A 21,863-nucleotide genomic window follows, 5' to 3' on the forward strand; every position below is an offset into this window, starting at 1 on the left:
GATGCATCGCCTTCAAGCTATCAAAACTAAGACCGGCGCAAGCAGGTCAGATACAAAAAGGCGAAGCCTCTTCAGGCTCCGCCTTTTGTTGTTTGTGGGGGCATAATGATTTGCGGCAACCTCACAGTCTTCAACTGGCGCGGCAAGTCTGCCAGTTCGAGCCAACTCGATGGCAACGGCTTGAATGCATCGAGCCTCATGAGCAAACCAGAGCCCAAGGATGACTTGCGCGCAAAGAGCTTACCAAGCAATCCCAAGCGCGCCTCTTGCGGCAAAGTAAACCGTGCCGGAGTCCGACTTGCACCCATATGGCGACGCACAGCTTCTTCCCAGCCATCCGACAATGTTGCCCCAGGTTGCAAAACCAGCAGCCACTCCGTTCGCAATGCACCAAGCGCCTCGCTCAACTCATTTTCGCTATAAAGGGCACAGCCTGCACCTTCTGCCACCAGCCTTGTCTCATCGGTCGAGCCTTGATCGACAACGACAACGCGACGCAAAAGCCCCTCGACGACTGCGGGCACCAACGCCGACAACGTGTTCGCCAAAAGCTTTTCAGAATTTTGAGTGACGATAAGAACAGAAAGCATGATCCGTTCTATATCAAGACCCTGTGATCGAAAAGCTGCCTTCTTATCTGTTCTTGCTTTGTTCCAGTCTTTGCGATAGGAATAGATTCATCAACAAGAGAGTCGGTTATGGAAATCATCCAGCAGGCAGATAAAGCAGCATTCGGAACAGGGCGCGCGGAACATGCCAATGCGCTTGTGAGCGAAGCAGGCCTGCGCATTGATCATTCACGACGCCGCGGACGCGGTGCAGGCATCAATCCCACCGGACGATTTGAACCCACCACACGACATGAATTTGACGATGGCTGGGAGACGCTTGAAGACCTTCCACCTTTCAAGACAGATGTTCAGGTTGAAAAGCCGCGGACCATCATCACACGCAATGATTCACCTGACATAAGTTTCGATCGGTCCATCAATCCCTATCGCGGTTGTGAGCATGGCTGCATCTACTGCTTTGCACGGCCAACGCATAGCTATATGGGACTCTCAGCGGGCCTTGATTTCGAAGCCCGGCTATTTGCCAAGCCCGATGCACCACGCTTGCTTGAACGGGAACTGGCAAAGCCCGGTTATCAGCCAAAGACCATAGCCATCGGCACCAATACCGATCCTTATCAGCCCATTGAGAAAAAATGGCGCGTCATGCGCGAGATTCTCGAGGTGTTGGAAGCTGCCAATCATCCCGTTGGCATTGTTACCAAATCGGCATTGGTCGTGCGCGACATCGATATATTGAGCCGCATGGCAGAGAAAGGCCTCGCCAAGGTTGCACTTTCAGTGACCACACTTGATGCCAATCTTGCCCGCACAATGGAGCCGCGCGCCTCGACGCCGACATTGCGCTTGCAGGCCATTCGCAAGCTCACCGATGCTGGCATTCCCACAAATGCAATGATGGGCCCTATCATTCCCGGCATCAACGATCATGAAATTGAGCGTATTCTGGATGCGGCTTACGCACAAGGCGCACGCGAAGCAGGCTATGTCCTCTTGCGTCTGCCGTTGGAAGTGGCGCCTTTGTTCAAGGATTGGCTCTTGCGCAATTACCCTGATCGTTATCGCCATGTGATGTCGCTGGTGCGTTCCATGCGTGATGGCAAGGATTATGATGCCGAATGGGGCAAACGGATGCGTGGCACTGGGCCTTATGCCTGGCAGATCGGTCGTCGCTTTGAGATCGCTGCCCGCAAGCTCGGTTTCAATTCTAAACGGCTTCATCTTCGGACAGATCTGTTTGAGCCGGTCGAAAAAGGTGGCAAGCAGCTTTCGCTTTTTTAAGCTTGCGCGCTCACCGTCTCGATCGTGAGCAGTTTGCATGAGTTACGCGCTGCGTATTTAATCCCCGTCTGATGTCCATTTCAGACGGAAGGTCCCTGCTTTTACGCCACCTTCCTCGGCAGGGACCTTGCGGAGAACCAGAAGCAATGCGAGCATTGCCGCCAAATGAAACGCTTGTCTTCTGATTCTCCGCTCCTTTTCGACATCCCGCTTGCACCAGACTTCTCGGAAGAGAAGAAACATCTGGCAAGCGGCCTTCTTCATATTGCTGGCATCGATGAGGCGGGACGCGGACCTTTGGCCGGCCCAGTGGTTGCAGCGGCTGTGGTGCTTGATCCCAATGATTTGCCTGACGGACTGGATGATTCCAAGCGGCTTAAGGCTGCCAAGCGCGACGCGCTATATGAGATCATTCTTGCCAAGGCATTGACGGTCTCAGTCGCAAGCTTAAGTGCGCGCAGCATTGACGCCAGCGATATTCGCAAAGCGGCGCTCGAGGCGATGCGCCGTTCATTTCTAGGCCTTACTCTCAAGCCTTGTCATGCGTTGATTGATGGACGCGACGTACCGCCAGGCTTGACTTGCCCCGGATCCGCCTTGGTGAAAGGCGATCAACGCTCCATTTCCATTGCTGCTGCCTCCATCGTGGCAAAGGTTACACGAGATCGTATGATGGCTCGCAGCGGTGCTGTTCACACACCCTATGGATTTGAGGTCCACGCCGGTTACGGCACGGTCAAACATCGCTCAGCCATTGAAGCAGTGGGGCCGGTTCCGGGAATTCACCGATATACATTTGCACCTATCAAGGGGCGCTATTCCTGCTGACAGTTCGGTGTGCACCGAAACGTGTGAGGCGACAAGCTGCTAAGAAGCAATGAGGCCGTTCTTACATGCAGGACCAGAATGATCCAGAAAACCAATATCGCTGTCGAACTCGGATTGCTGCTTTTGCTGGCAACTCTATGGGGAGCGTCCTACAGCTTCATCAAGATCGGCGTAGAGACAATCCCGCCAATTACACTAATCGCTACCAGAACACTGATTGCAGGCCTTATACTCATCGTCATAATCCGGTTGCGCGGTTTGAAGCTGCCGACTGATGCCCTCACTTGGAAGCGCTTTCTGTTTCAGGCCTGCCTTAACAGCGTCGTACCCTTTACCGCGATCGCATGGGCGGAGCAGACGACTGATGCAGGTCTTGCAGCGATCCTTAACTCAACGACGCCGATCTTTACATTTCTCATCACGCTCCTGATCACACGACACGAAGCTGTAACCAGCCGCAGGCTGTTCGGCGTTGCGGCAGGTCTTGCGGGCACCAGTCTCATTATCGGCGTGCAGGCGCTTGCTGGACTGGGCAACGAATTGTGGGCACAGCTTGCAATTGTCGCTGCGACTATCTGCTATGCAGGTGCCGCCATCTTTGGCAGAAATTTTAAGGGCCTTGATCCGATGTTGCCTGCAGCAGGGTCTCTCATCAGCGGCGCGATCATTCTGATCCCGTTGAGCCTCGTCATCGACCGACCATGGACCCTGACACCCAGCGCTAACTCGCTCTTCGCATTGCTCGCCCTTGCTGTGTTTTCGACCGCGGCGGCTTTCACTATATATTTCCGGCTTATTCAGACGTTGGGTTCGGTCGGCACCACAGCGCAAGCCTATCTCCGCGTCCCCATCGGTGTCGGTATTGGCGTAACCTTTCTGGGAGAAAGGTTGACATCAACCGCATGGTTGGGATTGGCATTCGTGATTGCAGGCGTCGTCGCGATGACATTACCAGCGAGGCGAATACCGTAAAAACTTGGCTGGTCTCTCAATCGGACAAACAAAAACGCCGCCCCTTTCGAGGCGGCGTTTTCTAAATTTCAGTAAATCACTGAGCTTAGTTCAGGTTGGTCTTAACCTGACCGAGCGCATCCTTGAACAAGGTGCCTGCTACCTTCGTATCAACCTTGTCGGCAACGATCTTGCCGGCAGCAGCGATCGCCAGATCAACAGCCGAAGCGCGGACTGCATTGATTGCATCGGTTTCAGCGGTTGCAATCTTCTGCTCTGCGAGCTTGTTGCGACGAACAACAAATTCCTCAGTCGAGCGCTTTGCGTCTTCAAGAAGCGCCTTTGCTTCGCGTTCAGCAGCGGCGACGATGTCACCAGCTTCTTTTTCCGCTTCCCTACGCTTGCGATGATATTCAGCAAGAAGCTGCTGAGCTTCTTCGCGCAGAGTGCGGGCTTCTTCCAGTTCCTTCTTGATATTCTCGGCTCGCTCATCGAGCGAGCGTCCGATCATGCCTGGAACCTTCAGGTAAACAATCAGTGCAATGAAGAGGAGGAGGGCAATAAACGCCCAAAATGTTGAATCCATTGTCGTCTCCTCAGGCGTTTGCGGATTTGACTGCTGCGGTCACGTCGGCCTTATCGGTCTTGGTTCCCAGAAGCTGTTCAACGATCGCAGACGTGGTTTCTTCGGCGATAGTACCGACATCGCTCATGGCCTTGGCCTTGATTGCGGCGATACGTTCTTCCGCTTCAGCAAGCTTGCTCTCAAGAGCGGCTTCCGCAGTGGCGCGTTCGGCCGCTGCTTCGCCCTTGCCCTTTTCGCGAGCAGCTTCGGCAATCGAAGCGGCCTTGGTGCGGGCAGCAGCCAATTCCTGCTCGTAAGCAGCAATGGCGTTGTCTGCATCCTGCTTGAGGCGGGCAGCCTGCTCCAGATCCTGTGCGATACGGTCACGACGATTTTCAATCACGCCGCCGATACGTGGTAGAACCACGCGAGACAGAAACAGATAGAAAAGACCGAAAGTGATCGCCAGCCACAGAAGCTGTGATGCGTAATGGGTGGAATCAAACGGCGGGAATACGCCGCTGCCGTGTCCGGCATCGTGCGCGACCCCGGTTTCGGTGTGCACAGCATCGGCTGCGCCGTGCTCACCAGCAGCTGGTGCCGGTTGCGATTCGGTGGCGGTTTGGGCAAACGCCGTGGACACGAACATCCAGATTTCCCCTTCAATCCAGCATGTTCTTTCCCGGAAAGAAGTCCCGGATTTATAGAAACATGCTCACTTAGACGTCATATGCAAAGGCCAGCCGCGCTGCATTTCAAGATACAGATCGCGGCAGGCCAGTTTCTTGCGACTGTTTATTAAACAGCGAAGAGGAGCAGAAGCGCGATGAGCAGCGAGAAGATGCCCAGAGCTTCCGTCACAGCGAAACCGAACACGAGACGGCCGAACTGGCTGTCAGCAGCGGATGGGTTACGCAGAGCGCCCGAGAGATAGCTACCGAAAATGTTGCCGAGGCCGAGAGCCGTACCGGCCATACCGAAACAGGCGAGACCGGCGCCGATGTACTTTGCTGCTTCCGCTTCCATGTTAAAGCTCCTTCTGGATTGCAAATTAGTGCGGATTTCTGTTCTGGCGGAAACCCGCCGGCGAGAACCTCAAAGCGCTTCGTTTTTTATTTTACCAATACGAGGCGCTTTAAATATTTTCATTACGCATGTTGTTGTCGGAAAACCGGTAACCCACTTTTCCGCAACATGCTTTAGTGACCCGGATGTACTGCGTCGTTGATGTACATGCAGGTAAGAACGGTGAAGACGTAGGCCTGGAGGAATGCAACCAGGAACTCAAGCGCGGTGATCGCGACCGTCATGATAAGAGGCAGGATCGCGCCACCAACACCAAGCGCACCAAGCGAACTCAGCGAGACAACGAAGCCTGCGAAAACCTTGAGCGTAATGTGGCCTGCCAGCATGTTCGCAAAAAGACGAACCGAGAGGCTGATTGGACGCGAGAGGAACGAGATGATTTCAATGGCGACGACCAGTGGCACGATAATGCCCGGCACACCGCTTGGCACGAACAGCTTGAGGAAGCCAATGCCATGCTTGTAGAAACCGTAGATAATCACAGTGCCGATGACGAGCAGCGACAGAGCAAACGTCACGATGATCTGGCTGGTGACCGTATAGAAATAAGGAAACAGGCCAATAAAGTTCGCAACCAGAATGAACATGAACAGAGAGAAAACGAATGGGAAGAACTTCATGCCCTTCGACCCGGCCGAATCTCTCAGGCTCGATGCCACAAATTCATAAGCCATTTCCGAAACCGACTGAAGGCGGCTTGGGATCAGTCCACGGCTCGACGACGTGAAGTACAGAAAGCCTGACGCAAGCACCACCGTTGCGACCATGAAGGCCGAAACATTGGTGAACGACAGGTCCAAACCACCGACGTCGATCGGAATCAACCGGGAAACCTGGAACTGATGGATCGGATCGTTGGCCACCTTTACCTCGTCTGTCGTTCCTGCCCTAAGGCGTTTAATTCTCGGGCGAGAGGCCCGCATGTCTTACGTGTCTATACGCGAACATTTTCGTGATGTCCGCGAAGACTTATTCCTTATCGCTCTTTTCCACGCTAGACTTAATATTGCCTTGATCGGCAACATAACCTGCGGAACGGAGCACGTTGAGGGTGCCTGCACCGAAGCCCAGAAGGAGAAAGATAATTAACCCCCATGGCGACGTGCCTGCGTAACGATCAAGAAACCAACCGATCAACGCGCCGACCACAATACCAGCAATAAACTCGCTGGAGAGTTTCATGGCTTGCGCGACGGAACTGGATGTTTCCGACCGTTCATCCTCGGAAGCCGGTGGCTTAAACATCCCCTTTTTGGCCAGTTCGGCCTCAAGGCGGTTCAAACGCTGATCCAGCCCCCCGGAAACAGTTTTGCGTTCCACATCCCTGCCTACACCGGATGATTTTCCGGGCTCAGTGCCGCTCGTCATTGGCAGCTCCTTTTTGCAAGAAATGCGGGCCGTAAAAGCCCATTTCCAAGTTGCGCGCAACATATTGACACACCGCGCGCTAGTCAAGGCGGTCAAGCAGTTGCTTCAAAAGGTTTTTTATCTAGGAAATGCAATGATTTAGCCGATGGTGCGACTCATTTTCCGCCCAAAGTCAGAGTTCATGCAGCAATTCGGCCTCAAAATTGGAATCGAATTGAGCGAACCTCGGCACATAGATTCATCAATGTGCATCCGTTTCAAGCGACGTTCGAGACAAATAAATGTGTCCGAAAGTGATTTCTTAGCCAACTACCTGAACATACGGCAACAATCAGCTCCAGCCACCGCCATAGGTGCGGTAAAACACATGAAGACCAATCTTAGTCATCTTCTTCATTGTAGGTGCCCAGAACGGGCTGACATAGGTCGCGTGATAATGGGTAGAGGAACCAACTTCCGGCAGCCAAATCTGACCAGCCGTCACTGTCTTGGCGACCTGCTGTGCCATACGCCATTGTGGCATCTCGGTTACGCGATGCTTTTGGCCGTCGCAGGCAAATGAGAACTGGCATGCATTGAGCCAGTTACGATTCTGATAAACCACATCGCAAATGGTTCCCGGATAGGCCGGGTTGCGCACGCGGTTGAGTACGACCTGCGCTACGGCGACCTGCCCTTTTACGTTTTCGCCACGCGCTTCATAATAGACTGCTTCCGCGAGACATTTCTGCTCTTTCGAGCCAAACGATTCTGCGGGCAAAGGCGTTGCCGCCCATGCGTGATCCTGATCACTGATCGGCGGCACAAAACGGCCCGCGTCGGCTTCTGGCGTCAGAATGCTTTCGAAGGGCGATGTCTTGCCGTAGTCCGGCTTAGAAGGCGCATAGCCCAACGCGAGAACGTCGGGCTCATTGTTGTTGATCAGCTTTGCCAGTTGGACAGGCATGTCCTGTTTGGGTTTGGGTGGTTTGACCGCGTGGAACGCCATTGCGATCTCAACCTCCTTCCCTTCGATGCTGGATTTTGAGAAGGCCATACGCGCATCAATCTTTTCACGCGGCGCTGTGATCATGCTGATTTTCTCAAACATGCTGCCCGCATTGAAAGCCCGCGCCGGAGCCTTAGGCTTCACCGAAACGATACGGTCGGTCTTGTCCGCACGATTGATGCGGTTTTCATCCGGATTGGGATCATCGACGCCGAGTTTTGCTGTCTTCTGTCCGCCGGAAAGCGCGACATGGCCAATGCCCGGCACCTGAATGCCGGTGGTGGCGATGCTGCCTGTGACTGTTGTTGCATCCACAAAAGGCATTTCTGCCTGATGCAGCGAACCAACCGGAGCTTTGGCGACAAAGGCTGTCCAGCGATGACCAGCGACATCTACGGTCGGCACAAGGCTTGCCATGTCCTGAAAGGCGATTGCATTGGAGTTGAACAGGTAGGTGATCGCTGCCAGCATGAGCGGCACGAAGCGATGTGGCTTGCGCACAACCTGACGTGGCTTTGCACGCACAGCGTAATAGCGACCATCCTCGGGGCAATAGCCCGTTACCGGATAATGCCATACCGGCTCGGCAACGGCCTTAGACCGGCCAAACAGCGCTCGTATGGAACCAAGACGCACCGCAAACTCCACTCGCAACGATTACTTAACTATAGCGAATAATGGAGTATTAACCTTGATGGATGGTTAACGCGTTTTTGTTTACCCTTTGAAAATATTGATTAATTTTGAATTAACACAGCTCGGGAAGGTTTGTTTTCATTTGCTTTTTTAGCCGTCCCAATAGCAAATGCATTTGGGCAGGAGCGTGCTGGATTTATCTGGAATGCAAAAGGAATTTAAAATGATTGGCAAAAAGACATTGAATGCAGCGGCAGCAGCACTAATTGCCCTCCCCTTTCTGCTTTCAAGTCCTAATGCTGAAACCTTAGATCGCGTCGTGATCCTTACCGACACACCCAAAATTACCCGGTGGGCCGTCATTCATCAGGAGCCCGATCCGGCTCATAACGATCCATATTATCACTTGGAAGCGTTCGAGCATAAGAAGGGCGCTCAGCCTTGGGAGTTCAAACGGCTTGCACATCATATAGTGATCACTGGCGAAGCGCTGGAGAAAAGTCGCAACAATAAACGTGCCGGAACATATGCCTACAAGGATGTCGAGTTTTGGGTCACATACAAAATGTGGCGCGACAATCCAGAAATCCGTGCGCAAACGCCCGTTTGTGAAACGAGCCTCAAAGACTGCCTTGAACGCGCCACAGACCAAAAATAAGCGACCTATATGATCAAGAAAACCCTTTTCGCCGTAGTTCTCATCGCTGTCGGCTTGTTCGGCTACACCAAGGTCATGGCACGCATCGGTTCAGGTGAGCCGCCACAACTTCTGCCCGCAGAACAACAGGCGGATGCCATCAAGGTCTATAAAGGCGAGCGTCGGATGACGTTGCTACGCAATGGTACTGTGATTGGCACCTATCGAATTGCACTCGGCGGCAATGGCGACGGTGGACATAAGAGCCGTGAGGGAGATCAGAAAACGCCTGAGGGCGCATACATCATTGACTGGCGCAATCCACGCTCGATGGCCCATCTAAGCCTGCATATTTCGTATCCGAACAGTGTAGACCAGAGTGTCGCCGATACAGCCGGCTATGCACCCGGCGGCAATATCATGATCCATGGCCTGCCCAATGGCTGGGGCGTGCTTGCTCCTGTGCACCATCTTTGGGACTGGACAGACGGCTGCATCGGCGTGAGCAACACGGAAATGCGTGAAATCTGGTCGAAGGTACCAAACGGCACGCCAATCAATATCTTACCCTAAGAAATATATGTTAGGCTCACACCCACACATAGTCATGGAGGGGATTGATGACTGGGATGATGAAGACGGCACCCATTTTGGGACTCATGTTGTGTGCAATGCTTGCGTCAGCCCATGCCGCATCAGCCAAATCGGCTTGCAACGGCGTGACGACGACAATCAGCACACAGCAGAAAGCGGATTATGCAGCGCTGATTGCCAAAAGCCTCGGCAAGAAGGTCAAGCCAGCCTCGGTTAAAATCAATTCGTTCATGCAATATGACAAGTGGTCGATTGTTTATGCAGACGTGGCAGTTGCCGATCCCGGTTACTTCTTCTTCGATATTTCATCGAATGTCCCAAAATTCAAAGATGTTTGGGGCGGTATCGCTGACGAAAGTGAAATGCCGGAGATTGTGAAATGGGCCAAGGGCATTGGCGCTAACGAAAAGATCGCAGAATGTTTTGCAAGAACCGTCGCCGATTCCTGAGTTGAGGCGCGACCAGATCAAACCGGCCGCTTAACCGCCCAACGTTCAATATCGGCGCTCTGACCAATCAACGCCAGACCATTGGCAATCGAATCAAACTGGTTCGAGCTTGTGACCATGGCGTCGGGGAAACGCTTTTCGAAAGCCTCACGGATGGCAGGCACGAAGGATGTGCCGCCTGTCAGGAAGACCCGATCAATGCCATCGAAGGTAAGTCCGGCCTTTTCAACAGCCTGCTCTACTGATTGCTCGATATTGGCCACGTCATCTGCAATCCAGCTATCAAAATCGTTGCGCGTGATATCGGACCTAATTTCGAAATCATCTGCCTTGAAATGAAGCTCAGATATTTTTTCCGAAGATAGCCGCACTTTGAGATTTGAGACAGCGCGATAAATCTCATAGCCATAGTCGTTCTCGATCAGGTTGATGAAATGTTCGAGCGGTTCAGGATCGACAGCATTCTTGGCAAGATCGGTCAGTGAGCGAATAGTTGAAGGCGAGTTCATAAGGAACAGCGTGTTCCACCGTGCGAAATTCGCATAATAATGACGGGGTATCGGCAGGCGCTTGCCGAAAGATTTATATTCGCCATTTTTTCCCAGGAGCGGTGAAACCGCATTGTCGATGATGCGATAATCGAATGTGTCACCAGCAATGCCTAGACCCGCCTGGCTCAACGGCGTGAAGCTCAAGCCCTGCGCGCCCACTTCAAATCGTACGATGGAAAAGTCGCTCGTACCGCCGCCAAAGTCAGCTACGAGAACCGTCGATTCGGCTTTGAGTTCCTGCGCATAGAAATATGCCGCTGCAACAGGTTCATACACATAATGGATATCGGTGAACCCAAAGGCACGGAACGCTTTTTCATAGCGCTGCATGGCCAGTTCTTCATCAGGAGACGCTCCCGCAAAAATAACCGGGCGGCCAACAACGACACGATTGCCTTTAGGTGGAAGCTTGTCGCCAAGCCGGACTGCGACCGATCCAAGGAACGTTTCGAGAATGTCCTCAAACTTAAAGCGCTTGCCGTAAACTGGTGTGTCGGTGAAGGACTTCTGTGCGGCAAACGTCTTGAAGGATTGAAGCATCCGTGTCGAATGCGGCGCATTGACGAAAGCGTCCATCGCCCACGGGCCGCTCTCCGAGGTACGCTGGCCGGTTTCGCGATCCTGCCAGAAGCAAAGAATCGAACGATAGCCGGTGATGTCGACGCCATCTTTCGGCACACTCAGCACTGCAGTCGTACCATCAGGGGATGCCAGAGACAGAACCGTATTGGTGGTGCCGAAATCGATGCCCAAGGTCACGCCATTAAACTGGCTTTCGCTCTGGCCTTGTTCAGCTTTCGTCATGGTCTGCCTCTGATATGTGGTAAATTTCAGGAGGCGGCGGATTAGCAGACGAATATGAGTTTCTCAAGCCACGAAAGGCGAATAAGACACTGTCGCAACTTATGCCGCAAAGGAAAAGCCATGTCCCGCTTTGAAGGAACCACCGCAATTGTCACGGGTGCAGCACGCGGTCTGGGCGCAGCACTGGCATTTTCTCTCGCTGAAGCCGGGTGCGATGTGGTGCTTTGCGGACGCAATCTGAAAGCGCTTGAAGCGACAGCCAGAAGCATTGCGGACAAAAGCGGACGCAGCGTGAAAACCGTTCAAGTCGATCTTGCTGACATGACAAGCGTTGTAGCGGCAATCGAAACCATCAAATCAGATCATGCGGCAGTCGATATTCTCATCAACAATGGCGCGATGTGGCTCGAAGACCGGAAAGAAGACTATTCGATCGCGGAAGTCGCGGGCGTGATTAATGCGGCCGTGACCGGAACATTTCTGTTTACACAGGGGCTACTTCCCCTTCTCAGTCAATCATCCGGTCCGGATATCGTGACGATTGGATCGATTAGCGGCCTGTCAAATGCGCCGCTTCAAACAGTCTCCGTGCCGTTCTATGCAGCAAAGCGCGCCCAGGCAGCATTGGCAGATGGCTTGCGGCAAAAACTCGCTAACACGCCCGTTCGCTCAATCGTCGTACATCCGCCTTATCTCGAAGACGCCTCGCCGCTTGATGAAAGTTGGGAAGCTTCATCCAAACGGCACAAGGGTGAAGCAGCCACCAGTCGCGATATTGTCGAATCCGTTCTGTTTGCGCTAACGCGTCCGCGTCATGTGTCGCTATCGATCACGGTCGATGCCGATGAGGGTGGCGTGTTTGCCTGAAACGGGATTATCGATCCCGCACAAATTCCCCAACGAATTCGCGCACCGTCGCGAGAATTTCATCCGACAGTTCCGCATCATCAACGATGCGGGCTATTCCAACAGCGCCCGTCATCAGACACGAAAGAATAATCGCCTTGCGTCGCGCCTCTGCATCGCGCGTATCATCAAGCCGAGCGATCATGGTGTCGAGGTTGGATTTAATCCGTGCGGTTGCCGCCGCGCGACACTTGTCGCCACTGCGTGCCATATCTGCGGTGAGTGCGGCGAATGGGCACCCGCTTGCTACATCGTCTCTATGCTCTGAGCTGAGATAGGTTTCCACATATTCGCCGATAGCGACCGTCGCAGGGTCTTTCCCCTTGGCCCTCGCGCTTGCTTCCCATGCATTGAATGCCAGCTCCATAGCTTCGACAACCATGTCCTCACGAGAGGCAAAGTGTTTGTAGAAACCGCCAACCGTCAGCCCTGCCTCTTTCATGAGGTCGGCCACACCGATGCCTTCCAACCCTTTTTCGCGCAGACGACGCGCTGCGACTTCTACGATACGATCGTGGGTCTTCTGTTTGTCGAGCTGGGAATGGCCCATAAAAATTCTCCCGATTTCGTGACTTGACGTTCTGGATTACATACATAATCTTTATGGATGTCAATCATAATCCACATCGGATAAAACCCAGGAGACTGAAATGCGCCTGAACAACAAGGTTGCCGTGATCACCGGCGGTAATAGCGGTATTGGATTTGCCACCGCCAAGGTATTTCTCGATGAGGGCGCAAAGGTCATTATCACCGGCAGAAATCCGGAAACACTTGCCGCAGCTCAAAAGGAACTGGGCAACAACGCTTTTGCACTAAAACTCGATGTCACCGATGCTGCGGCAACCGAAGCCGCTTTTACGGAAGCTGCGCAAAAGTTCGGTCGTTTTGATGTGGTTTTCGCCAATGCTGGTATTGGTGGTGCAACACCGCTCGGTCAGACAAGTTTTGAGCAGTTCAATCAAATTATCAGCACCAATCTGACGGCAGTCTTCTTCACAGTACAGTCTGCCCTGCCTCATCTTAATGACAATGCATCCGTCATCCTGAACGGTTCGGTCGACGCTGTGCTTGGCGTTCCGGGATGGGGTGCTTATGCGGCATCCAAAGGTGCGGTGCGCGCATTCACGCGCAATTTCGCAGCAGAACTTGCGCCGCGCGGCATCCGTGTAAATCAGGTGACGCCGGGCGCAACCAAAACACCGATCTGGCATTCTTCTGCGCCGACACCAGATGCAATGACAGTTCTTGAGGCTCAGCTTGGCAGCAGAAGCGTTACGGGCAGGATGAGCGAACCGGAAGAAATCGCCCGAGCTGCGCTCTATCTCGCTTCCGACGAATCCACCAACGTGACCGGCATAGAAATCACCGTGGACGGTGGCATGACCGGAGCGCCTGCAGGTGCCAAGGCATCTCGCGGCGATTAAAACTTAAAGCAAAAGCCCGGGATCGTGTCCCGGGCTTTTGCTTTGTTCTGCTGCATTTCTTAATCAGCGAAAGCAGCAGTAGCTCTCGTCAGAAATGCTTTTAGCGCTTCTTTTTCGCACGGCCCGCGAACGGATTTTCCGATGTCTTGAGCGACAGGCGGATCGGCACGCCCGGCATTTCAAATGTCTCACGCAAACCGTTGATGAGGTAACGCACATAGGATTGCGGCATCGCATCAGGACGCGAGCAGGAGACCACAAAGCCTGGCGGGCGGGTCTTGATCTGCGTCATGTACTTGACCTTGAGACGGCGTCCCGAAACTGCCGGTGGCGGCTGATGCGCAATAACCCCTTCCAGCCAACGGTTCAGGCGACCGGTCGAGATACGACGGTTCCAGATTTCATGGGTCTTGACGACATTCTCCATGAGTTTGTCCAGCCCCTGGCCGCGCTCACCGGAAATCGGCACAGCGCGAAGACCACGTACCTGTGGCAGAAGCCGTGCGGTCTTTTCGTAAAGATCTTCCAGAACCATCTGGCGATCTTCGATCAGATCCCATTTATTGAACGCGATAACCGGCGCACGACCTTCGCGAATAATCAGATCGGCAATCTGCAAGTCCTGCTTTTCAAACGGGATTGTTGCATCGAGCACGATGATCACAACTTCAGCAAAGCGAATAGCACGCAGACCATCGGCTACGGAAAGCTTTTCAAGCTTTTCCTGCACACGCGATTTGCGGCGCAGACCAGCGGTGTCGAACAGCTTGATGTTGCGTCCACGCCATTCCCAGTCAACGGAAATCGAATCGCGCGTAATACCGGCTTCGGGGCCCGTCAGCAGACGGTCTTCGCCGAGCATGGTGTTGATCATTGTGGACTTGCCTGCATTCGGGCGTCCAACAATGGCAATGCGCAGTGGCTTGGTCGTATCGTATTCCGCAATGATTTCTTCATCCGGGTCTTCGATATCATCACCGATCAGCTCACCAACCGCTTTAGGTGTGAAGGCCTCTTCCGCAGCTTCTTCTGCACGCTGATCTGCAAATGCGCGTTCTTCGCCCAGAAGCTCTACAATCGCGTCGCGCAGATCAGGCATGCCCTGACCATGTTCAGCAGAAATCGCGCATGGTTCGCCTAAGCCGAGCTGGAAAGCATCGTACATGCCGGTTTGCGCGCCGCGTGCTTCCGCCTTGTTGGCAACCAACACAACGGGACGACCGGAACGACGCACCAGTTCAGCAAAAGTGCTGTCAGCAGGCGTCAGGCCGGCTTTGGCATCAATCACAAACAGAATTGCATCGGCTTCAGAGATAGCAGCCTCAGTCTGGGCGCGCATGCGTGCTTCCAGGCTGTCATTGGCTGCATCTTCGAGACCCGCAGTATCGATGACCTGAAACTTCAGATCGTAAAGCTTGGCATCATGGATGCGCCGGTCGCGCGTAACGCCCGGCAAGTCATCGACCAGCGCCAGCTTGCGGCCGACGAGGCGATTAAACAGTGTGGACTTGCCGACATTGGGACGCCCGACGATGGCGAGAGTGAAACCCATGGGTTCGTATTACTCCGGAGGTAAGCGCGGTTTAGCCTTGGGCTTCCGGCAAATTGATACCGGCGCCGCGCATGAGATCTAGCATTGTATTGGCCCGCTGGCGGATATTCGCCGGAGCCAGAGTGTCATTGGCAATCTGCTGATAAAGCTTGGCAGCATCGTCGAAACGCTCCGCCTTCCATGCTGCCAGACCAAGAGCCTCGCGCGCGCTGGAGCGCATTGGATTGCCATCTGCCGAAAGCGTTTCAACGCGCTTTGCGACATCATCATAAGAACCAGAATCAACGAGCAGATAAGCTGCACGCAGACGGGCCACATCACGCATTGGCGCAGGTACGGCATTGTCGGCAGAAACAGCATCAAAGGCTGCAACAGCTGCTGTCACATCGCCCTTTTCTGCCTGAACGGAGGCAGCGCGCAGACGAGCCAGCACTGGATAAGAGCCGTAACCGGTCTTTTCCAGATCATCGAGTGCCGCAATAGCTTCATCGTTCTTGCCGGAAGAGGCCAGATCGAGTGCTGCCAGGAACTTGTCACCGGAAGCAGAGGCTTTGCTGTCAGTCCAATGCTGATAGCCAACCCAGGCGGCCGTACCAATGACAACCGCAACCGCAGCACCGATCACGACCGGGCCGAAGTTTTTCCAAACCTGCTTTGCCCGTTCTGAACGGAGTTCCTCGTTTACCTCGCGAATGAAACTGTCGTCTGCCATGGACCTGCCATCTTTAGTGGAGTGCGACACTTGTGGAGCCGCGCTCTAAAAACCGTTGATCTTAATTTATCTATTCTGGCGCTTTTAGTCGGAATTCGCGCCATATGTAAGACCTGTCGGCGAAATAAGCTGTAAGCGCAAGAAACAATGTGCATTTGCGTCGGAGCTTCGCCATATTTTGTGACTAACAGGCAACTTTTCCAGCCAGATTGCGTTCATTCCCCCATGCGTCTCATCACTCCCGCCGTCATCATCGCTTCCGCACTCGCTGCAAGTTCTGTCGCCGCTGAGACGACGAAGCCGCAATATGTGCTGATTTCGTTTGACGGAGCGCATGACAACAAGCTTTGGACGCGCTCGCGGGAGCTGGCAAAAAATAACAATGCACATTTCACCTATTTCCTGTCCTGCGTCTTTCTGATGACCAAGAAGGACCGTCGTGATTATCAGCCACCGCATAAGCGTGCTGGTTCATCCAATGTTGGTTTTGCATTAAGCGACGATGAGGTTGTGACCCGCCTCGATAATATCTGGCAGGCACATCTGGAAGGCAACGAAATCGCAAGCCATGGCTGTGGCCATTTTGATGGCACCAACTGGTCAACCGCAGACTGGGACAAGGAAATCAGGGAATTCCGTCGCATCACGGCAGATGCCTACAAAAACAATGGTATCGAAGGCGAACCCGACGGCTGGCAGGAGCTGGCCCGTAAAGGCATCAACGGCTTCCGCGCGCCTTATCTCGCAGCCTCCAAGCCCGTGCAGGATGCGTTGAAAGCCAATGGCTTCCGCTATCAGGCATCGTCCATCACACGCGGACCGGAATTACCGCAGATAAATAGCCGGTTTGCATCGTTTGGCCTGCCGCTTATTCCTGAAGGTCCATCCCAGCGCGTTATCGTCGGCATGGATTATAATCTCTATGTTCGTCACTCAAAGGGCAAGGAAGCACCAGCCCAATCAGCCGAATTTGAGGAACGGGCCTACAAGGCGTTTCGCGCCGCTTTTGACAAGCAATATGAAGGCGAGCGCATTCCGTTGCAGCTCGGTTTTCATTTTGTGCTGATGAATGACGGGGCCTATTGGCGCGCCATGGAACGGCTGGTGTCGGAAGTCTGCAACAAGCCAGATGTTAAGTGCACGACCTATAATGATTATCTCAACAGCACCGACTCCCCGAGCGGCCATGCCACGCAGAATCGATCATAACACTAGAGCTTGGTGTGCAGTTTATGCCGACAGCCCGAGATTTTCCTGATCCAGTGCAGGCACTAGCGGCCCATCAATCGCTGCCTCAAAACCGCGCAAGCGCTTGTAGATTGAAAGCAGTTCAATAATCGTCGTCCATGAGTTGACAAGATATTGGAACGAGGTTCGCACCTGCTCGAAAACGTTGGAAATCTGGCTCATTAGACCCAGCGTCAGCTTACCCGCGACAATAGAAGGAATGAGGATCAGCAGCGGAAAGATATTATCCGCCTGCAGATAGAAAATGCGCGCGACATTGAAATACACATAGTGGAAGTAGAGCCGGAAATAATTGTGGCGCACATTTGAAAACAGCTCGCCCATGGTTATCGGTTCAGCGCGGTTCTCGTGGTCTTCGCCGTAAACAAGCTCCTTACGATACGCTGCTTCCACCCGCTGATTGTTAAACTCGAGACCCGGCAGCTTGATACCGACGAGCGCCAGAAAGGCGGTCCCGAAGATCGCCCACACAATAGCGGCCCAAACCAGCGCATGCGGAATAGTGCCAATAATCGGAAGTTCGCTGACCTTTTCCGAGAACGTAAAAAGCACCGGCAGAAAGGCGATCAGTGTCATGACGGACTTTACGAGGCTGACACCAAGCTGTTCCAGCGTCGTGGAAAAGCGCATCGTATCCTCTTGCACGCGCTGGGCGGCACCTTCGATATGGCGCAGTTTCTGCCAGTGCAGCATGTAATAACTGTTCATGGCCGTGCGCCAGCGAAAGATATAATGGCTGACGAAGAACATGCTCAGGACGCCAATCGTGATCGCCAGAAAAGCGATGCCCGCGAAGTCCAGTGCGCCCCAGTAAAAATCGGCGGCCGAAACGGCACCCGGCGTACCCAGAGCTTTTTGCACCATGTCATAGAACGGCCCATACCAGGCATTGACCGCAACGCTGACCTGAACGCTGAAGTAAGTCGTAAACAGGATGAGAGCCGAGCCAAGGATCGACCAGCGCTGCCATGGATGCGGTGAGAACCAAGCCCATAAAGTGTAGAATGCCAGCGCCACCACCACGAAATAAACATAGAACCACAGGAATGGTGCCGACCAGAAGATACTCGCACCGATGATGGGGGCTGCATCAGCTGCTGCAGGTGGCAATCCGACCATGCCGCCGAGTTTAGCGCCCCCTTCATACCAGCCGAGCACCGCAAGGATGGTCCAGAGAAGTGCGGACGAAAAGAAGAGCTTGGGACGCGGGAAAAACGATACAAACATCGGGAAATCCAAAAATGCAATTCTGCATTTATGAAATGCCTGTCCCGCATCCTTTACCAGTTAAATTTTTGTAAGGTTTCCCGTCACTTGGCGGCTCTCACAGCAGCAAGCCTAAAGCAGCAGACGATTATGTCTTACGAACAGGCACGCTGTCGGGCTGGGCCGAATGCAGGAAGTGCAGCAGCGTCTCATTGACCGACTGCAGGCGAAAAGCCGTATCACGCCAGCTGAAATCGATATCCTGTGGCACTGGTGTCAAACGCTCCGGTGTGTCGCCTTCATCCAGATTGCAATTGTGGATTACCGATTGCAGCGACCGTGCGATCCATTCAGGTGGTGAGGCTTCTTTCTTGCGCAGCGCATTGCCAAGCGCCTCGCCAAACAGCAAAGCAGATGCATAAAGACGAATGCCGCGGCGATCATAGCGGCCTGCCATTTCACTGACTTCACGCGCGACGAGCCGTCCACGCAAGGACCAGCGCGCATTCGACCGCGCTAAAGCGATACCCTCGCCCAGAGCATTCAGCGCGCGCTGCGCCTGCGTGAACTGGTTTATTGCGCTTTGGGCATGGACAACGTCCTGCTTTTCAAGCGCTACCGCTGACTGTTTCAAGCCTTTCAGGATGTTATCGACAAGCCCACGCACGGCCCTGTCAATCAGCCGTACCGGATCAGGTGTCACCAATATCTGGCTGAACAGTAGACCAATGCCAGCGCCCACCAGCACATCGATGAGGCGTGTCATGCCCGCGACCTGCGGACCCATCGCCAGCACAAGAATGGCGGAAACGCCGGATTGGATGGCTATTGCCGGCGCCAAGCCGAAGGTCGTTGCAAGCACCATCGCGATGCAAGTGACAACGCTCATATGCAGGACCGGAATTGTTTCCGGCAAAAGCAACGAGAGTTCGCCGACCACAACCCCCGTTGTGACACCGGTAATGACACCGACTGCCTGTTTTCCGTGATTGGGCAGATTAGGTGCCAAACAGATAACTGCCGTCACCATTGCAAAGACGGGTCGCGGCTGGCCGAGCATCCACTGACAAACCAGCCATGCAACCGCACCGGCAACGGAGGCAATCAGCGCATCGCGCCAACTGACCGACCATTGCTGGAAAACTCTGTCTAACCGCTTATGCATGGTTTGGCCTGCCCGCTATCGTCATGTGAAGACATATTATCTAAGGCAAACCTTGAGATGCTCAAGCTTTGAAGAACATCTCGTATTGATCGGGCTTGAAGCCGACAGTCAGCTTGCCAGCCTTATCCAGTACCGGCCGCTTGATCATAGAAGGCTGCGCCAGCATCAGCTCGCGTGCCTTCGCAGCATCGACATTCTGACGCTCGCCATCTGGCAGTTTGCGGAAGGTTGTGCCTGCACGATTGAGCAGCTTTTCCCACTCAATGTCTTTTAGAAAGCGGTCGAGTGTCGCAGCATCGAGGCCTTCCTTCTTATAATCGTGGAAGGTGTAATCGATGCCATGATCTTCAAGCCATGTGCGCGCCTTCTTCATGGTGTCACAGTTTTTGATACCGTAAATGGTCACGCTCATTTCCGACTCCTTTGATCTCGTGCCGCGATCAAAAGCCATCAACCGAAACGTTGCAACCCTTTATCGTGCATCGTGAAATATAATGCCCAGCGTATGACGCTTGCCTGAGCGCAGACGACTGACGCCGTGCCGCATTTTCGCCTTATAATCGCCACGTGTACCACGAATTGGCCTGTCGTTTACCGCAAAAATCACGGCATCTCCCTGCCTTAAAGGCACGACTTCCGCCCTGCTTTGCATACGCGGGCGCTGCTCGGTCAGCACAAACTCGCCGCCGGTGAAATCCTCGCCCGGCTGTGACAGCAGAACCGCTACCTGGAGCGAGAAAGCCAGATCACCGTAGAGATCCTGATGCAGGCAATTATAATCACCATCGACATATTGCAGAATCAGCGGCGTCGGACGCACCTGTCCTGCCGCGTGACAGATTGCGAGATACTCATCATGACTTGCGGGATATTGTACTCCGCTCCCAAGACGCTCGCTCCAACGATTGGCGATGGGACTTAGCCGCGCATATAGCTCCTGCCGTAAGCCTTGAATGATATCCGGGAGCGGGTTGGAAAAATACTTGTATTCACCGCGCCCGAAGCCATGTCTTGCCATCGTGATTGTCGAGCGGAATGCATCGGGTGCATCATAGAGCCCGACAAGCTGATTGCATTGATGTGAGGACAAGATTTTTGCAAGCGTTGCAGTGCCAAACTGATCCAGCTCATCGGCGATTTTTCCCCAGTGATAAGAGGCCAGTTTATCCTTCATGACTGGCGCTCTCTTTCAAGCAGATCACGCTTGCGCTCCACACCCCAGCGATAGCCGGAAAGGCCGCCATCATGACGCACGACCCGATGGCAAGGAACCGCAACAGCAATCTTGTTGGCACCACAGGCTTGTGCCACGGCCCGCGTTGATTTGGGCAGACCGATTGTCTGGGCAAGTTCGCTATAGCTTACGGTCTTGCCCAGTGGAATCTCCCGCAAAGCTTGCCACACGCGCTGCTGAAAAGCTGTGCCTCTCAAATCAAGTGGCAGATCAAACCCAATACCGGGATTTTCGACAAAGCCAATCACCTGCGCGATATGATCCTCGAAATCGCGGTCTGCTCCGACAAGCTGCGCTTTCGGAAAGCGCTTTTCCAGATCGATAATCAGCTCCTGCGGATCATCGCCCATCAGAATGGCACAGACCCCCTTCTCACTTTCGGCCACCAGAACAGCACCAAGTGCCGACTGTCCGATCGCAAAGCGGATGGTCTCGTTTTCGCCGCCTGACTTGTAGACCTTCGGTTTCATGCCGAGAATCTTGTCCGAAGCCTCATAGAAGCGGCTGGAGGAATTATAGCCTGCCTCATAGATCGCGTCCGTTACGCGGCTGCCATTGGCCTTGAGTGCTGCTCGCATTCTGCCTGCACGATGTGCATCGGCATAAGCCTTTGGTGTCAGGCCAGTAAAGCTTTTAAAGATGCGATGGAAATGTGCGGAACTTGCCCCTGCTGCACGCGCAATGTCTTCGAGTGCCGGAACTTCTTCCGCACTTTCAATGAAGCGGCAGGCTGCAGATACCATATCGGCGTAACGCGCGTTGTTTTGTGCGTCGAGCGTCGCATCAATGTGTGGCTTGCACCGCATACAAGGGCGAAAGCCTGCATGCTCTGCATCTTCGCAAGCAACAAAAAACTGCACATTTTCGCGTTTTCCCCGCCGCGATGGGCATGAAGGGCGGCAATAGACGCCCGTCGTGCGTACAGCGTAAACGAATTGGCCATCTGATGCCTTGTCGCGCGCCAGCACTTGTCTCCAGCGGCTTTCATCAGTGTCGTTGCTGTTCGTTTGCGTGAGTGTCATCAGGTTCATGTCCGTTGTCCTTCCTAATATGAAGGAAATCTAACCCCAGACAAGACCGACAACACTCCGCTGCTTGCTTTC

25 protein-coding genes are annotated in these 21,863 nt (G+C 53.8%); 9 read left to right on the forward strand and 16 right to left on the reverse strand.

What is annotated here, in order from left to right; translation table 11 throughout:
* Positions 1 to 71: 71 nt before the first annotated feature.
* The gene (locus QBD00_RS21205; protein WP_318580466.1) at positions 72 to 590 is read right to left on the reverse strand and encodes a glycosyltransferase; all 519 of its coding nucleotides are present in this window, start codon (positions 588 to 590) and stop codon (positions 72 to 74) included.
* A 108-nt stretch (positions 591 to 698) separates the two neighbouring features.
* Here QBD00_RS21205 and QBD00_RS21210 point away from each other — a divergent pair, with 108 nt between their 5' ends.
* The 3 genes from QBD00_RS21210 (at position 699) to QBD00_RS21220 (ending at position 3,653) form a co-directional block, all read left to right on the forward strand.
* Positions 699 to 1,853, forward strand: coding sequence for a PA0069 family radical SAM protein (locus tag QBD00_RS21210; RefSeq protein WP_318580467.1), 1,155 nt, complete (start codon positions 699 to 701; stop codon positions 1,851 to 1,853).
* Between the two features lie 165 nt (positions 1,854 to 2,018).
* On the forward strand, positions 2,019 to 2,681 hold the full coding sequence (locus tag QBD00_RS21215; protein WP_095446117.1) for a ribonuclease HII: 663 nt from the start codon (positions 2,019 to 2,021) through the stop codon (positions 2,679 to 2,681).
* Positions 2,682 to 2,759: 78 nt separating this feature from the next.
* A complete protein-coding gene (locus QBD00_RS21220) occupies positions 2,760 to 3,653 on the forward strand; it encodes a DMT family transporter (protein ID WP_095446116.1) in 894 nt (297 codons plus the stop codon).
* Between the two features lie 85 nt (positions 3,654 to 3,738).
* Here the strand turns inward: QBD00_RS21220 and QBD00_RS21225 are convergent, their stop codons facing one another.
* From QBD00_RS21225 to QBD00_RS21250, 6 genes are all read right to left on the reverse strand, one after another.
* Positions 3,739 to 4,218, reverse strand: coding sequence for a F0F1 ATP synthase subunit B (locus QBD00_RS21225; protein ID WP_318580468.1), 480 nt, complete (start codon positions 4,216 to 4,218; stop codon positions 3,739 to 3,741).
* A gap of 10 nt (positions 4,219 to 4,228) precedes the next feature.
* Positions 4,229 to 4,846: a F0F1 ATP synthase subunit B gene (locus QBD00_RS21230; RefSeq protein WP_095446114.1), complete on the reverse strand. Its 618-nt coding sequence runs from the start codon at positions 4,844 to 4,846 to the stop codon at positions 4,229 to 4,231.
* Between the two features lie 149 nt (positions 4,847 to 4,995).
* The gene (locus tag QBD00_RS21235) at positions 4,996 to 5,223 is read right to left on the reverse strand and encodes a F0F1 ATP synthase subunit C (RefSeq protein WP_007632966.1); all 228 of its coding nucleotides are present in this window, start codon (positions 5,221 to 5,223) and stop codon (positions 4,996 to 4,998) included.
* A gap of 173 nt (positions 5,224 to 5,396) precedes the next feature.
* On the reverse strand, positions 5,397 to 6,146 hold the full coding sequence (locus tag QBD00_RS21240; protein WP_095446113.1) for a F0F1 ATP synthase subunit A: 750 nt from the start codon (positions 6,144 to 6,146) through the stop codon (positions 5,397 to 5,399).
* Between the two features lie 106 nt (positions 6,147 to 6,252).
* Positions 6,253 to 6,651 carry an AtpZ/AtpI family protein gene (locus tag QBD00_RS21245; RefSeq protein WP_095446112.1) on the reverse strand — a complete coding sequence of 133 codons (399 nt, stop codon included), beginning with the start codon at positions 6,649 to 6,651 and terminating at the stop codon, positions 6,253 to 6,255.
* 331 nt (positions 6,652 to 6,982) lie between these two features.
* Positions 6,983 to 8,275, reverse strand: a complete 1,293-nt coding sequence (locus QBD00_RS21250) for a cell wall hydrolase (RefSeq protein WP_318580469.1) — start codon at positions 8,273 to 8,275, stop codon at positions 6,983 to 6,985.
* Between the two features lie 205 nt (positions 8,276 to 8,480).
* Between QBD00_RS21250 and QBD00_RS21255 the strand changes: the two genes are divergently transcribed.
* The 3 genes from QBD00_RS21255 to QBD00_RS21265 are packed head-to-tail and all read left to right on the forward strand — an operon-like array spanning position 8,481 to position 9,955.
* Positions 8,481 to 8,933 carry a DUF5086 family protein gene (locus QBD00_RS21255; RefSeq protein WP_318580470.1) on the forward strand — a complete coding sequence of 151 codons (453 nt, stop codon included), beginning with the start codon at positions 8,481 to 8,483 and terminating at the stop codon, positions 8,931 to 8,933.
* Between the two features lie 9 nt (positions 8,934 to 8,942).
* Positions 8,943 to 9,485 (forward strand): L,D-transpeptidase family protein, encoded by a 543-nt coding sequence (locus QBD00_RS21260; protein WP_318580471.1) that lies wholly within the window; start codon positions 8,943 to 8,945, stop codon positions 9,483 to 9,485.
* Positions 9,486 to 9,532: 47 nt separating this feature from the next.
* Positions 9,533 to 9,955, forward strand: coding sequence for a hypothetical protein (locus QBD00_RS21265; protein WP_318580472.1), 423 nt, complete (start codon positions 9,533 to 9,535; stop codon positions 9,953 to 9,955).
* Between the two features lie 17 nt (positions 9,956 to 9,972).
* Here the strand turns inward: QBD00_RS21265 and QBD00_RS21270 are convergent, their stop codons facing one another.
* Positions 9,973 to 11,310 carry an Hsp70 family protein gene (locus QBD00_RS21270; RefSeq protein WP_318580473.1) on the reverse strand — a complete coding sequence of 446 codons (1,338 nt, stop codon included), beginning with the start codon at positions 11,308 to 11,310 and terminating at the stop codon, positions 9,973 to 9,975.
* A gap of 120 nt (positions 11,311 to 11,430) precedes the next feature.
* Between QBD00_RS21270 and QBD00_RS21275 the strand changes: the two genes are divergently transcribed.
* Positions 11,431 to 12,177: an SDR family oxidoreductase gene (locus tag QBD00_RS21275; RefSeq protein WP_318580474.1), complete on the forward strand. Its 747-nt coding sequence runs from the start codon at positions 11,431 to 11,433 to the stop codon at positions 12,175 to 12,177.
* 7 nt (positions 12,178 to 12,184) lie between these two features.
* Here QBD00_RS21275 and QBD00_RS21280 read toward each other — a convergent pair whose 3' ends face one another.
* A complete protein-coding gene (locus QBD00_RS21280) occupies positions 12,185 to 12,766 on the reverse strand; it encodes a TetR/AcrR family transcriptional regulator (RefSeq protein WP_318580475.1) in 582 nt (193 codons plus the stop codon).
* A gap of 100 nt (positions 12,767 to 12,866) precedes the next feature.
* Between QBD00_RS21280 and QBD00_RS21285 the strand changes: the two genes are divergently transcribed.
* On the forward strand, positions 12,867 to 13,643 hold the full coding sequence (locus QBD00_RS21285; RefSeq protein ID WP_318580476.1) for an SDR family NAD(P)-dependent oxidoreductase: 777 nt from the start codon (positions 12,867 to 12,869) through the stop codon (positions 13,641 to 13,643).
* Positions 13,644 to 13,743: 100 nt separating this feature from the next.
* On the opposite strand, the gene der is transcribed toward QBD00_RS21285, so the two are convergent.
* Together der and QBD00_RS21295 are read right to left on the reverse strand one after the other, a co-directional pair.
* The gene (gene der / locus QBD00_RS21290) at positions 13,744 to 15,195 is read right to left on the reverse strand and encodes a ribosome biogenesis GTPase Der (protein WP_318580477.1); all 1,452 of its coding nucleotides are present in this window, start codon (positions 15,193 to 15,195) and stop codon (positions 13,744 to 13,746) included.
* A gap of 31 nt (positions 15,196 to 15,226) precedes the next feature.
* Positions 15,227 to 15,907 carry a tetratricopeptide repeat protein gene (locus QBD00_RS21295; RefSeq protein ID WP_095446103.1) on the reverse strand — a complete coding sequence of 227 codons (681 nt, stop codon included), beginning with the start codon at positions 15,905 to 15,907 and terminating at the stop codon, positions 15,227 to 15,229.
* Positions 15,908 to 16,132: 225 nt separating this feature from the next.
* Here QBD00_RS21295 and QBD00_RS21300 point away from each other — a divergent pair, with 225 nt between their 5' ends.
* Positions 16,133 to 17,116: a polysaccharide deacetylase gene (locus QBD00_RS21300; RefSeq protein WP_318580478.1), complete on the forward strand. Its 984-nt coding sequence runs from the start codon at positions 16,133 to 16,135 to the stop codon at positions 17,114 to 17,116.
* A 21-nt stretch (positions 17,117 to 17,137) separates the two neighbouring features.
* Here the strand turns inward: QBD00_RS21300 and sbmA are convergent, their stop codons facing one another.
* The 5 genes from sbmA to ada all read right to left on the reverse strand — a co-directional run bounded on the left by sbmA (position 17,138) and on the right by ada (position 21,791).
* A complete protein-coding gene (sbmA, locus tag QBD00_RS21305; RefSeq protein WP_318580479.1) occupies positions 17,138 to 18,382 on the reverse strand; it encodes a peptide antibiotic transporter SbmA in 1,245 nt (414 codons plus the stop codon).
* 127 nt (positions 18,383 to 18,509) lie between these two features.
* Entirely contained in the window at positions 18,510 to 19,526 is a 1,017-nt protein-coding gene (locus tag QBD00_RS21310) for an FUSC family protein (RefSeq protein ID WP_318580480.1), read from the reverse strand.
* Positions 19,527 to 19,587: 61 nt separating this feature from the next.
* Positions 19,588 to 19,938, reverse strand: coding sequence for an ArsC family reductase (locus QBD00_RS21315; protein ID WP_318580481.1), 351 nt, complete (start codon positions 19,936 to 19,938; stop codon positions 19,588 to 19,590).
* Between the two features lie 60 nt (positions 19,939 to 19,998).
* Entirely contained in the window at positions 19,999 to 20,700 is a 702-nt protein-coding gene (locus tag QBD00_RS21320; protein ID WP_318580482.1) for a 2OG-Fe(II) oxygenase, read from the reverse strand.
* The gene (gene ada, locus QBD00_RS21325; protein WP_095446098.1) at positions 20,697 to 21,791 is read right to left on the reverse strand and encodes a bifunctional DNA-binding transcriptional regulator/O6-methylguanine-DNA methyltransferase Ada; all 1,095 of its coding nucleotides are present in this window, start codon (positions 21,789 to 21,791) and stop codon (positions 20,697 to 20,699) included. Before ada ends, QBD00_RS21320 begins: the two co-directional genes overlap by 4 nt.
* Positions 21,792 to 21,863 lie beyond the last annotated feature (72 nt).

It is taken from the genome of Ochrobactrum sp. AN78 (assembly GCF_029909885.1).
GTDB classification, from domain to species: domain Bacteria; phylum Pseudomonadota; class Alphaproteobacteria; order Rhizobiales; family Rhizobiaceae; genus Brucella; species Brucella quorumnocens.

What these genes read in the sequence shown, in the direction of transcription:
- QBD00_RS21205 (WP_318580466.1), bottom strand. Translation starts at nt 590, where the DNA reads ATGCTTTCTGTTCTTATCGTCACTCAAAATTCTGAAAAGCTTTTGGCG.
- QBD00_RS21210 (WP_318580467.1), top strand. Translation starts at nt 699, where the DNA reads ATGGAAATCATCCAGCAGGCAGATAAAGCAGCATTCGGAACAGGGCGC.
- QBD00_RS21215 (WP_095446117.1), top strand. Translation starts at nt 2,019, where the DNA reads ATGAAACGCTTGTCTTCTGATTCTCCGCTCCTTTTCGACATCCCGCTT.
- QBD00_RS21220 (WP_095446116.1), top strand. Translation starts at nt 2,760, where the DNA reads ATGATCCAGAAAACCAATATCGCTGTCGAACTCGGATTGCTGCTTTTG.
- QBD00_RS21225 (WP_318580468.1), bottom strand. Translation starts at nt 4,218, where the DNA reads ATGGATTCAACATTTTGGGCGTTTATTGCCCTCCTCCTCTTCATTGCA.
- QBD00_RS21230 (WP_095446114.1), bottom strand. Translation starts at nt 4,846, where the DNA reads ATGTTCGTGTCCACGGCGTTTGCCCAAACCGCCACCGAATCGCAACCG.
- QBD00_RS21235 (WP_007632966.1), bottom strand. Translation starts at nt 5,223, where the DNA reads ATGGAAGCGGAAGCAGCAAAGTACATCGGCGCCGGTCTCGCCTGTTTC.
- QBD00_RS21245 (WP_095446112.1), bottom strand. Translation starts at nt 6,651, where the DNA reads ATGACGAGCGGCACTGAGCCCGGAAAATCATCCGGTGTAGGCAGGGAT.
- QBD00_RS21255 (WP_318580470.1), top strand. Translation starts at nt 8,481, where the DNA reads ATGCAAAAGGAATTTAAAATGATTGGCAAAAAGACATTGAATGCAGCG.
- QBD00_RS21260 (WP_318580471.1), top strand. Translation starts at nt 8,943, where the DNA reads ATGATCAAGAAAACCCTTTTCGCCGTAGTTCTCATCGCTGTCGGCTTG.
- QBD00_RS21265 (WP_318580472.1), top strand. Translation starts at nt 9,533, where the DNA reads ATGACTGGGATGATGAAGACGGCACCCATTTTGGGACTCATGTTGTGT.
- QBD00_RS21270 (WP_318580473.1), bottom strand. Translation starts at nt 11,310, where the DNA reads ATGACGAAAGCTGAACAAGGCCAGAGCGAAAGCCAGTTTAATGGCGTG.
- QBD00_RS21275 (WP_318580474.1), top strand. Translation starts at nt 11,431, where the DNA reads ATGTCCCGCTTTGAAGGAACCACCGCAATTGTCACGGGTGCAGCACGC.
- QBD00_RS21280 (WP_318580475.1), bottom strand. Translation starts at nt 12,766, where the DNA reads ATGGGCCATTCCCAGCTCGACAAACAGAAGACCCACGATCGTATCGTA.
- QBD00_RS21285 (WP_318580476.1), top strand. Translation starts at nt 12,867, where the DNA reads ATGCGCCTGAACAACAAGGTTGCCGTGATCACCGGCGGTAATAGCGGT.
- der (WP_318580477.1), bottom strand. Translation starts at nt 15,195, where the DNA reads ATGGGTTTCACTCTCGCCATCGTCGGGCGTCCCAATGTCGGCAAGTCC.
- QBD00_RS21295 (WP_095446103.1), bottom strand. Translation starts at nt 15,907, where the DNA reads ATGGCAGACGACAGTTTCATTCGCGAGGTAAACGAGGAACTCCGTTCA.
- QBD00_RS21300 (WP_318580478.1), top strand. Translation starts at nt 16,133, where the DNA reads ATGCGTCTCATCACTCCCGCCGTCATCATCGCTTCCGCACTCGCTGCA.
- sbmA (WP_318580479.1), bottom strand. Translation starts at nt 18,382, where the DNA reads ATGTTTGTATCGTTTTTCCCGCGTCCCAAGCTCTTCTTTTCGTCCGCA.
- QBD00_RS21310 (WP_318580480.1), bottom strand. Translation starts at nt 19,526, where the DNA reads ATGCATAAGCGGTTAGACAGAGTTTTCCAGCAATGGTCGGTCAGTTGG.
- QBD00_RS21315 (WP_318580481.1), bottom strand. Translation starts at nt 19,938, where the DNA reads ATGAGCGTGACCATTTACGGTATCAAAAACTGTGACACCATGAAGAAG.
- QBD00_RS21320 (WP_318580482.1), bottom strand. Translation starts at nt 20,700, where the DNA reads ATGAAGGATAAACTGGCCTCTTATCACTGGGGAAAAATCGCCGATGAG.
- ada (WP_095446098.1), bottom strand. Translation starts at nt 21,791, where the DNA reads ATGAACCTGATGACACTCACGCAAACGAACAGCAACGACACTGATGAA.